Genomic DNA, 10,280 nt, shown 5'->3' on the forward strand with positions numbered 1-10,280 from the left:
GGGGGGGGAGTGTTGGGGCGTGGGTGGCGTGCGATCAGTAATGGGGCCTCTGGAGAGGGGGGGGGAGGCCCCTACCCGACGGGGGGGCGGGCCCGGTACGGCTAGTTCTTGCAGATGAAGGTGTCGGCGGCCTTCGCCTTGGCGGCGATGTGCGCGCGGATGTTCTTCTCGGGGACGGACGAGAGAGCGGCGACGGAGTTCTTGATCTCCTCCTCGCTCAGGTGGGCCTTGTCCGTGCCGCACTTGGCGCGGCGGACGTTGACATCGGCCTGGACCTCGGTCGCCGATGCGTTCTCCATGACGGCCAGGGACTCGCTTATGCCGTTCTTGAGAGCGACAGCAGTCACGGCGGCGAGTACGGGAGTACGCATGGATGTTGTTCCTTCGGGCGGGGCGTTCCAGCCGCGCAGGGTGGGGCAGTAGCAGGCGTGGTCGTCCCAGCAGGGCAGGGAGTGGGCTGCGGCGGCTCGTACACGACCTGCGGCCCGAGCTACGCCTTCCGTTTGGTGTGCTTCGCCAGCCGCTCCTGCGTGGCGGCCGTGAACACCGCGTACTCCGGGTTCTCGTCAAGGGCCTTGCCGATCTGGTCCTGGGCAACGCGCAGCAGGTAGATGTCCTGGAGGGGCGGGCTGATGCGTCCGGCGTTGACGGCCGGATGGCGGGAAGCGGCCAGGGCGGTGAGCTGGGCTTGGAGGTAGTGGGCGAGCGGCACCGGCAGTTCGAGCCATATACGCAGGCCGGTCGCCCAGTTCTCCCGCTCGGTGTTCATCAGCGGGCTGCGCAGCGGGTCACCGGACGGAAGATCGGCGGCGACTTGGTCGGCAATGGTGGAGGACATCTGGAACCGGACGGTGGACGTGGTCATGCGGGGCTCCTCTTGGGCGTTACCGCCGGTAGCGGCAGCGTGATGCTATTGATCGGATCGCGTCGAATGCGAGTCCGTCTCATGTGGCGGTCCCACACCCGATCGACCGGCGTCGCCGGGCTCACCGCTTGAGGCAGCCTCGGTGGCCGCAGCCGCCGCAGTCACCGCCGGACGGGCCCCAGCCGTCACCATTCGGCGCCTGCCGGCGCTGCCGTGGAATGACCCGTGCGGCCCTCGCCCTGGAGGGCCCTTCAGGGTTGGACCCGATCGCAGCGACGTCGGCCCAGGAAACTGAGACGCCGACTCGGGTTGAGAAACAAGTCGGTGAAAGCCGATGCAGGAGGCCGCTCCCTTGGGGGCGGCCTTCCGCTTTTCCAGGCCCGTCCCGCCCGCTGCTCAACCCGGCCGGCGTCGCCATGCGCCTCTCCCCGCCCCCCTCATCCGGACATGACAAAGCCCCAGACGGCCGGCGGAAACGCCAGGCCGACGGGGGCATGAAAGGGGTGTTGTGGGGGCCGGGTTCGGTACACACTGCGTACACACCAGGCCGGGACGCCCAGGGACATCCAGGGAATTCACGGGCCGCGCAGAGAAGCAGAAAAGAGCCCTGGCCTGAGAGAAACCCCCAGGTCAGGACCCTTTTGACAGAACGAGCCGGCCTGTACGCCGGGTTCTGTCGCCCGGTGACCTCGCGGTCGCCGGGGAGACGGCCATCCATCTAGGACCGGCGTTGCCGCCGGCCTCGTGCGGTCTACCCGCGAACTCGGGCGGGCAGCCCTCGAACGTTCGCGCAGGGCCGTCCGGAGACGACCCCTCTTGACCTTGCTCCGGGTGGGGTTTACCTAGCCGCCTGAGTCGCCTCAGGCGCTGGTGGTCTCTTACACCACCGTTTCACCCTTACCGGGGGCCGAAGCCCCAGGCGGTCTGTTTTCTGTGGCACTGTCCCGCGGGTCACCCCGGGTGGCCGTTAGCCACCACCCTGCCCTGTGGAGCCCGGACGTTCCTCGGCGGGATCCGGAGATCCCGACGCGGCCGCCCGGCCGACTCGTCTGTCGTGCCGCCCATCGTACCGGCTGCGTCATCACGGCTTGACCTTGACGCAACGGCAGGGTTTCTACTGGAACCCATGCGGATCGGAGAGATCGCCGCGCTCGTCGGGGTCACCACCCGGGCGATCCGGCACTACCACCACGTCGGCCTGCTCCCCGAGCCGGACCGGCGCCCCAACGGCTACCGCGCCTACAGCGTGCGCGACGCCGTCCGGCTGGCCCGGGTACGCCGGCTGACCGAGCTCGGGCTGAGCCTCGACGAGGTGCGCGACGTGCTCGCGGACGACGCGGGGCGCGAGCTGGCCGAGGTACTGGCCGAGCTCGACGCCGACCTCGCCCGCCAGCAGGCCGGACTGGCCGAGCGCAGACGGCGCCTCGCCGTCCTGCTCGCCGCCCCGCCCGGGGAGGCAGAGCCGGTCTCGCCCGCGCTCGCGGAGCTGCTCGCCAAGGCGCCCGCGACGGCCTCGCCGTCCGCCGCGCTCGACCGCGAGCACCTGAGCCTGCTCGACGCCTCGGGCGCGGTGGGGGAGGAGCTCTACGCCCTGCTCGGGACGGTCGCCGCCGATCCGTCCGTGCTCGCGCTGTACGAGCGGCTCGACGAGCTCGCCGACGCGGACGCGGACGATCCCCGGATCGGGCCGCTCGCCGCGGAACTGGTGGCCGCGGTGCCCGCCGAGGCGTTCGCGGCGCTGGCGCCGGCGACGTCGGGAGGGGCCGGCGGGCCGCAGGCGGTGCCGGGCTTCCTGGAGGCCCTGCTCGCCGAGTACGCCCCGGCGCAGGCGGAGGTCGTCCGCCGGGTGATGGAAGCCTTCACGGACACGTGGGGCGCACAGACGAAGAGGGGCCGGGAATGAGCGCGATACGCGCGGCACGGATCGGGGTGGCCGCGGTGCTCCCCATGGAGCTGGCGCTGGTGGTGTGCGCGGCCGCGGGAGTGCGCCCGCCCGGTTGGGCCCTCGCCGTCGCCGAGGTGATGGTGCTGGGGGTCCTCCTCCTGGAGGCCCGCGTCCTGTACTCCCTGTACGCCGCCGCCCGCGCCCGCGGCGCCGATCCCGCGGCGGCCCGCCGCGAGGCCGTGCGGGCCGTGGTCCCGGAGACCGTACGCCGCCTCGTGCTCCACGAGCTGCGCGCGGCCGCCTCGCTGGCCCGGTGGGCGCTGCGGCGGCCGCCGCACGGGGTGCGGCCCGCGGACCACGCGGCCCCGTACACCGGACCGCAGACGGCCATGATGTACGGGCTGGTGTTCGTGTCGCTGATCGAGACGGTGGCGCTGGCCTTCCTGATCCCCTGGCCGGCCGTCCACCGCGTGGTGCTCGTCCTCGACGTGTACGGGGTGCTGCTGATGCTCGGCCTGCACGCCGCCTGCGTCACCCGGCCGCACGTCGTGAGCCCCGACGGGACCCTGCGGATCCGCTACGGAGCCCTCTTCGACCTCACCGTCCCGCCGGACGCGGTGGCCTCGGTCCGGGTGGACCGCCGCTACCCCGAGGGACGGCTCGTCACTCTCTCCGAGGACGGGGTGCTCGACCTGATCGTCGGCAGCCAGACCACGGTCACCGTGGAGCTGCTCCGCCCGCTCGCCTTCCGCCGCCCGCTCGGCGCCCGCGCCGAAGCCCGCGTCGTCCGCTTCCACGCGGACGAGCCCCGCGCACTGGTCGACGCACTGCGGCAGCCCACACCCCCGTGACGGGCTGCCGCAGTGACGGCTGTGTGCGCCGAGCGTGACAAGCCGGTGCGCGCCTGTCTTGTCGAAAACGGCACGGCTCGAAAACAGGCTCTCGCGCGGACCCGGCAAGATCCGGAAGAGACGGCCTAGCGGACCAGCGCGAAGGTCGTGGCCGCCACGGCCGCGCCCACCGCGGTGCCCGCGAGGACCTGGGCGAGGGTGTGGTCCTTCAGCTCGACCCGGGACCAGCCGACGACGGCGACCAGCGGGTAGGCGAGCAGCAGCCAGGGGCCGTAGGTCAGGGCGAGCATGGCGGCGCTCCCGGAGGAGACGGCCGCGTGCACGCTGATCTTCCAGACGGGGGTCACGGCGAGCAGGGCCGCCAGGGTGGCCAGCATCGCCGCGATCAGCGCGATCATCGTGCGGGGCGAGCCGAGGAGCGCCATCAGCAGGATGCCGGTGGTGACCGAGCCGATGATGAACACCATGACGGTGATGCGCTGTCGGCGCTGACCGACGTGCCGGTCGGCCCAACGGCCGCGCCTGATGCCGTACTTGATGAAGGCCAGCGGGATCGCGGCGGCGAACAGGCAGCCCAGGAGTCCCCAGCCGATTCCGGCGAGGCCCGCGGTGTGCCAGCCGATCAGGAGGGTGTCGGCGATGATCCAGGTCTTGGGATCGAGCCCGTCGGTGATCAGGCGGGCGGATCGGGACTCGGTGGGCTGGGCGAGCGCGGCGGTCACGCCGTGGCCTCCTGGCTGGTCGTGGTGAGGAACGCGTCGGCCACGGCGGAGTGGTAGATCCGGGCGAGCTGGATGAGCCGCAGCACTTCGGCGGAGAAGTCGATCTCGTCGATGCCGACGGTGGCGGCCGGCTCCTGGGCGCCGTGGAGCGGCAGGTCCCCGCGGGCCTTGCCCTCGCGGGCCGCCCGCATCCACAGGGCCTCGGCCGCCGGGCTCGTCGCCGGGTCGAACCCGGCCTCCAGGGCGGTGCGGTGCGCGCGCTCGCGGACCTCGGGGGCGGTGTACGCGTCCAGGGTCAGGGCGGCGTCGCGGATCTCGATCACCCGCCGGTACAGCCGCAGGCGCGGGCTGCGCAGGAGTCCGGTCTTCAGGACGATGTCGGGGGTGACCGCGGTCAGGTCCTGCCAGAGCGGCTGGAGCTGCCGGTGGTGCCGGCCGTCCTGGACGGTGCGCCAGGCCACGCCGAAGGCGGGGATGCTGCTCCCGATGAGGATGAAGCCGATCGCCAGGTACTTCAGGGCGTCGGTGACGTGGTCGACCGCGATGTCGCTGGTGTCGTCCGTGAGGCCCGCGAGGCGGCTCGCGATGTACCCGGCCCGCAGCAGGGTGTAGAGCACGCCGACGGCCGTTCCGATGCCCATGAGGCGGACGCCGGTCCGCAGCCACAGGGCGCTGGCGTGCCGGGCGCTGCCCCAGAAGAGCCGGGTGGCGGTGGCCATGGCGATGCCGAGGTAGACGATGAAGAGGAGGTAGTAGGCCGTGGCCCAGGCGTTGCCCGCGGTCTCCTCGAAGAAGTCGGTCATCTCGCGGGGCCGTGGGACGAAGAAGACGAAGAGCACCGCCATCGCCGTCATGGCGGTCAGGGCGGCGTAGTGCCGGGCCCGCAGCCGGCGGCCGGTCTCCGGGCGGGTGATGGCGACGACGAAGTCGACGACCGCGCCGGCCGCGATCATGCCCAGCCAGTGCTTGAGGAGGGTGGAGAGGTTGTTGACTCCCGCCCCGTCGTCCAGGGCGCGCATCACGCCGGGGAGGCGGAGCGTCATGGAGACGGTCAGGGCGGCGAACGCCGTCCACAGGGCACGCTGTTTGACCGACCGGACGGCTGAGGGGGCGCGCCAGAGCGTCACCGTCCAGAGCATGACCAGGATGGCGATTTCGAGGTGTTTCACTTCACGACCACGTATTTCGAACGGGGTGCCCGAGGGCGTCATGGAGACGTACGAGACGGTCCTCGGCCTCGCTGTCACTGGAGGTCGACTGCGTCGTGTCGTACCGGCCGGCCCGCTCGTGGATGAGCGTGGCCAGGGTCTCGGCCTGCCGCTCCTGCGGGCTGGCGAACTTGCTCCGCCCCATGAGGTGCGCCAGGCGGTCGATGTCGAGGCCGAGTTCCTCGTCGATCGATTCGGTCCTGCGCGCCACGTTCCTGATCCGGGCCGCCTCGGTGCGGATGATCGAGGCCACGGGCAGCTCGGGGCGGTCGAGTCCGGAGACGGCCGTGTGCGTACGCGTCAGCAGGCGCTGGAAGTGTTCGGAGGCCCGGGCGATCTCCCGGTCCGACGGCTGTTCGGGGATGTCGAGTTCGGGAGCGACATGGCCGAGCAGCATGTGCGAGATCTCGTGGAGGACGATCTGCACCTTGAGGATCTCGGCCGCGACGGCGTCGTAGAAGACGAGGTCGGCGACATCCAGCCCGAGCCAGATCCCGCAGGGCAGGGCCGGGTCGGGGGGTCCGTCGAGGGGCAGCAGGATCAGCGGGCGGCCGCGCTGCGCGGCTATGCCCTCGCAGAAGGCTTCCAGGTCGAACGGCCGGGGGATGACGAGCCGGTCCGCGACGGCGGCGCACTCCGCGTCGGCGCGCTTCCACCAGCGCATGGTCGCCCTCCCCGCCCGTCGTCGCCCAGTCCGCACACCCGATCGGGTCTGAGAGTAACCGGAAGCACAGCAGGGGCTCAGTGAGGACGTATCGGTGGCCGGAATATGGCCGATCGGGTGAGGAGCGTGGCTTGTTCGTGCCTCAGGACTCCTTGCCGCGACGGCGCCGGGGCTTCACATCCGGAAGCCCTTCGGCCTTCCGCAGCTGCTTGATCAGGCCGGTGACGGACCGCATGGACCCGGCGGACAGCCCGCTGAGGCGGAAGGCCGCGGCCTTCACCTGCTCGTCCTCGAGGACCTGGGCGAACTCGTCGGCCGCGGCGGCCTTGCCCATCTCCTCGCGCAGCCGCGCGATCCGCTCCTCGATCCGCTGCTCGATCGCCTGGGCGTTCTCGCCGTCGGCCAGGTACCCGACGGTGACGCCGAAGAAGTTGGCGATCGCGCGGATCGAGTCGATGCCCGGATTCGGGTTGTTGTTCAGGCGGATGGTCTGGACCGTGCCGTGCGAGACGGAGGGCCCGGACAGCTTCCTGGTGCCCTCGGCGATCTCCTGGTACGTGTACGGACCGCGGCCCGCCGGATGGATCGTCTCGATCAAGAAGCCGAGGCGGTCACCCATGGTGTCCCGCCGGTCGGTGGGGGTCTCCTCACCCATCACCGTCACTGCTCCCGTCTACGGCTGGATCCGATGGTCCAGTACTAAATCATCACCGGCATTATCTACCTGCCTAGATGGCTTTCGCCACACAGTGCAACGAACTTCGTCTACCCAGCTAGCGGACCCCGGGGAATGTGACCCACGCCATATTGCTCCCGGGGTGCCCCGCGGGACCTTGACAGGGCATGTGTGCCGCGGCGTATCTTCGTCCAGCCGTCTAGCCCACTAGATGGACCGGCGCTCAATCGCTCGACGCGAAGCGTCTAGCCGACTGAGTCGCGGAGCCGGTGGGCGTGGGCGGAAGAGGGAGGGGCCGCGATGCCGTCACGACGGCAGGCGCGGGACGCGCTCGCCCGCGGGCTGAGGTACGGGGGTCCTCAGCCCGGGGCGGGCGAACCGCTCGCCGGCGGGAGCCGTCGGCGGGTGTGAGCGCCGAGCTCAACGAGCTTGCGGCAGGCGCCGGGTGGGCGGGCGCTCAGCCGGCGAAGATCGCCGAGCTGGAGCAGTCTCCCGACGGCGCTGCCGACCACCAGGTGTCGCTGATCCGCTGGAGCTCACGAAGGCCGGCGGCCTCGGGCCGGTAGCGCCCGATTGCGTCAGGAGAGGGGCCCGTCAGCGGCCACTTGGCCGGACAGCATCACGCTGCTGACCCGGCCCGCCATCCGGTCCAGCACCGAACCGGGCGCCAGACCGCCCCGCAGCAGGACGAACCGGGACGGGGGCAGCCCCGTCATCGCCTTCACCTCGCGGCTCAGGTGCGCCTGGTCGTGGTAGCCGCACGCCGCCGCCACCTGCGCGGCCGCCGTTCCCGCCGCCAGCATCCGCAGGGCGTGCTGCAGCCGGAACACCCGGGCCATGGCCTTGGGGGACAGGCCCACCTGCTCGCGGAACCGGGCCCGCACGGTACGGGCGCTCCACCCCGTCGCGGCGCTCATCCGGGTCAGGGAGCGGGGGTTCGCCCAGAGCCCGGAGAGGGCTCCGTCGACCTCGGGCGCGGGGGAGGGGCCGAGGTCGAGGCGGGCGCAGAACAGCTCGTCGAGCAGGCTGAAGCGCTCCGTCCACGAGGGGAGCGACTGGAGCCGTTCGGTGAGGTGGCGGCCCTGCGCCCCGAGCACGTCCGCCAGATCCACATGGGCGTCCTCGAAGTGCCACATCGGGATGCCGAACAGCCGGTAGCAGCCCTGCGGGGTCATGTTCACCTCCAGCCCGTGCACCACCCCCGCGTGCACCCCGATCGCCGGGACCGTGCGCGGGCCGCTGATCATGGCCCGGGCGGCGGGCCGCAGTTGGGCAGCGGAGAGGTTCTCCGTGCGGGAGACCCACAGGCCCTCGGAGAAGCTGAAGACCAGGGTCACGCAGCCGGTGGGCAGCTCCAGTCGGCGCCTCGGGCCGGTGAACTCGGTGTGGAAGCCCGTGTAGTTGATGATGAGCGGCCGCAGTGCGGCGGCCGGCCGGCGGCGGCGCGCGGACCGGCGGCCCGGGACGGCGGCGGGCATCGCGCGTACGCCGAAGGCCTCGACCGAGCCCATGTCCGGTCCCTCCCGCCGCTGTTGCGCGGCCGGTGATACCGCGCGGTCGGCCGATGATGGCAGGTCACAGGGGGCGATGGCCAGAGTGGCCCGGTGCCCGGACCACCGGATCCGCGGAGCCGGACGCCGTCGGCCACACCGGCTCCGCCCCCGCTGAGAGCCCGGGGCGGGGGCGGGGTCGTCGGCGGGGGCGCCCCCGGCGACGCCCGCGCCCCGGCCACAGCACTAGACCGGTGCGAAGAGCACCTTCGCCCGCCCCGGGTCCGCCTCCGTCAGCCGGACCCTGATCCGGTCGCCCAGCGGCAGCTCCGCCGAGGTGGACTCCACGCGGCCGATCACCGCCGGCTCCTCCAGGTGGACAGTGCCGACCAGCGGCTCCCGGTCCTTGACGTCGATCACCGTCGCCTCGAAGATCTCCCCGACGCGGTCCTTGAGCAGCGCCGCCTCCACCAGGTCCACGGACTCCCGCTCCGCCGAGTTCGCCAGCCGGGTCCCGTCCGACATCTCCTTCGGCAGGGCGTCGAGCGCCTCCAGCGCCCAGCCGGGGGGCTGCGCCCCGGCGACGGCCGCCACGCACAGCCCGCCCGTGTACCGGTCGACGAGCCGGCGCAGCGGCGCGGTGCAATGGGCGTACGGGGCCGCGACCGCGGCGTGCAGCACGGGGTCCGGGGTCCGGCCGCCGGTGAAGACCGTGTAGCCGGCTCCGCGCAGCAGGGCCGTGCACTCCTGGAGGAAGGCGGCGTGGTCGGGCCGGTGCGGATCGAGCCCGCGCACGAGCTCCGCGTACGGGACGTGGTGCGGCCAGTCGATCCGCAGGGCCTTCGCCGCGCGGCGCAGCCGCCCGACCGCTCCGTCGGGGGCGGTCGGCAGGGTCCGCAGGATCCCGGTCCCGGCGGCGAGCATCAGCTCGGCGGCGGCCATGCCGGTCATCAGGGAGATCTGCGCGTTCCAGCCGTCGGCGGGGAGCGGAGCCCGGTAGGCCAGGCTGTACGAGCCCCCGTGCTCGACGATCTCCTGCTCGGGCACGTTCAGCGAGATCCCCCCGCGCTCCGCCTCCAGGGCCTCGCGCAGCCGTCCGATGTCCTTCAGGAGGGCCAGCGGCTCCTCCGCGGTGCCCGCGTCGATGGCCTTCTGGGCGCCGTCGTAGTCGAGTTTGGCCCGGCTGCGCACGAGTGCCCGGCGGACGTCGGTGCTCTCCACCCGCCCCTCGGCGTCCAGGTCGAGCCGCCACAGCAGGGCCGGGCAGGTCTGGTCGGGGAGCAGGCTGGCGGCGCCCTCCGAGAGCACGGCCGGGTGCAGGGGGACCTTCTCGTCGGGGAAGTAGAGGGTGGTGACCCGGCGGTGGGCCTCGGCGTCGAGGGCGCCGCCGGGGGTGACGTAGGCGGCGACGTCGGCGATGGCGTAGTGGACCCGGTAACCGCCGGAGGGGCGCTTCGCCAGGTGCATGGCCTGGTCCAGATCGCGGGCGGTCGGCGGATCGATCGTGAAGAAGGGGATGTCGGTGGCGTCGAAATCGGGGAGGAGGGGGCTGCGTACCGCCCGCTCGGCCTCGGCGAGTACGGGCGCCGGAAACTCCTCCGGCACGTCCAGCTTCGTCCGCAGTTCACGCAGCGCGGCCCGCAGGGCAGCCCCGTCTGCGCCGGTCATGATCATATGACGGCGTGGCATGAGGCGAGCCTAGGGGGTGTCTTGCCGATCGGGCCGGATCAGGGAGCGGTGTCTGGTGCCGTACATCGCAAGGCGGAGGAGGGAGTCGACGCGGAGCGTCGGCGAGTGACGACAACGCGGCGAGGTGCGGCACCAGGCGCCGCGAGCCCGGGATGATCGGCAAGACACCCCTAGGGCGTGTCCGCAAAGTAGCGCCGTGCGCCCGGAGGGCGCCCTCGCGGCGTTCGGTG

10 protein-coding genes and 1 other RNA gene are annotated in these 10,280 nt (G+C 72.3%); 2 read left to right on the forward strand and 9 right to left on the reverse strand.

The window, feature by feature from the left end; genetic code table 11:
* Nucleotides 1-101: 101 nt before the first annotated feature.
* The 3 genes from ACFWBW_RS16170 to rnpB all read right to left on the reverse strand — a co-directional run bounded on the left by ACFWBW_RS16170 (nucleotide 102) and on the right by rnpB (nucleotide 1,913).
* Complete coding sequence (locus ACFWBW_RS16170) at nucleotides 102-371, reverse strand: hypothetical protein (RefSeq protein WP_385372845.1); 270 nt, start codon at nucleotides 369-371, stop codon at nucleotides 102-104.
* Between the two features lie 119 nt (nucleotides 372-490).
* Nucleotides 491-865, reverse strand: coding sequence for a hypothetical protein (locus ACFWBW_RS16175; RefSeq protein ID WP_385372847.1), 375 nt, complete (start codon nucleotides 863-865; stop codon nucleotides 491-493).
* 646 nt (nucleotides 866-1,511) lie between these two features.
* An RNA gene (gene rnpB, locus ACFWBW_RS16180) (RNase P RNA component class A) lies at nucleotides 1,512-1,913 on the reverse strand.
* A gap of 78 nt (nucleotides 1,914-1,991) precedes the next feature.
* Here rnpB and ACFWBW_RS16185 point away from each other — a divergent pair.
* Together ACFWBW_RS16185 and ACFWBW_RS16190 are read left to right on the forward strand one after the other, a co-directional pair.
* Entirely contained in the window at nucleotides 1,992-2,768 is a 777-nt protein-coding gene (locus ACFWBW_RS16185; RefSeq protein ID WP_385372849.1) for a MerR family transcriptional regulator, read from the forward strand.
* Nucleotides 2,765-3,601, forward strand: coding sequence for a hypothetical protein (locus ACFWBW_RS16190; protein ID WP_385372851.1), 837 nt, complete (start codon nucleotides 2,765-2,767; stop codon nucleotides 3,599-3,601). The genes ACFWBW_RS16185 and ACFWBW_RS16190 overlap by 4 nt, the downstream gene beginning before the upstream one ends.
* Before the next feature lie 125 nt (nucleotides 3,602-3,726).
* Here the strand turns inward: ACFWBW_RS16190 and ACFWBW_RS16195 are convergent, their stop codons facing one another.
* The 6 genes from ACFWBW_RS16195 to ACFWBW_RS16220 all read right to left on the reverse strand — a co-directional run bounded on the left by ACFWBW_RS16195 (nucleotide 3,727) and on the right by ACFWBW_RS16220 (nucleotide 10,050).
* A complete protein-coding gene (locus ACFWBW_RS16195) occupies nucleotides 3,727-4,323 on the reverse strand; it encodes a hypothetical protein (protein ID WP_385372853.1) in 597 nt (198 codons plus the stop codon).
* On the reverse strand, nucleotides 4,320-5,492 hold the full coding sequence (locus ACFWBW_RS16200) for an MAB_1171c family putative transporter (protein WP_385372855.1): 1,173 nt from the start codon (nucleotides 5,490-5,492) through the stop codon (nucleotides 4,320-4,322). Before ACFWBW_RS16200 ends, ACFWBW_RS16195 begins: the two co-directional genes overlap by 4 nt.
* Nucleotide 5,493: 1 nt before the next feature.
* Nucleotides 5,494-6,195 (reverse strand): hypothetical protein, encoded by a 702-nt coding sequence (locus tag ACFWBW_RS16205; protein ID WP_385372857.1) that lies wholly within the window; start codon nucleotides 6,193-6,195, stop codon nucleotides 5,494-5,496.
* A gap of 142 nt (nucleotides 6,196-6,337) precedes the next feature.
* Nucleotides 6,338-6,850: an XRE family transcriptional regulator gene (locus ACFWBW_RS16210; RefSeq protein ID WP_385372859.1), complete on the reverse strand. Its 513-nt coding sequence runs from the start codon at nucleotides 6,848-6,850 to the stop codon at nucleotides 6,338-6,340.
* Between the two features lie 599 nt (nucleotides 6,851-7,449).
* Nucleotides 7,450-8,382 (reverse strand): helix-turn-helix domain-containing protein, encoded by a 933-nt coding sequence (locus ACFWBW_RS16215; protein ID WP_385372861.1) that lies wholly within the window; start codon nucleotides 8,380-8,382, stop codon nucleotides 7,450-7,452.
* Between the two features lie 225 nt (nucleotides 8,383-8,607).
* Nucleotides 8,608-10,050, reverse strand: a complete 1,443-nt coding sequence (locus ACFWBW_RS16220) for an RNB domain-containing ribonuclease (protein WP_385372863.1) — start codon at nucleotides 10,048-10,050, stop codon at nucleotides 8,608-8,610.
* Between the last annotated feature and the right edge of the window lie 230 nt (nucleotides 10,051-10,280).

Source organism: Streptomyces sp. NPDC059957 (assembly GCF_042730015.1).
Lineage (GTDB): Bacteria > Actinomycetota > Actinomycetes > Streptomycetales > Streptomycetaceae > Streptomyces.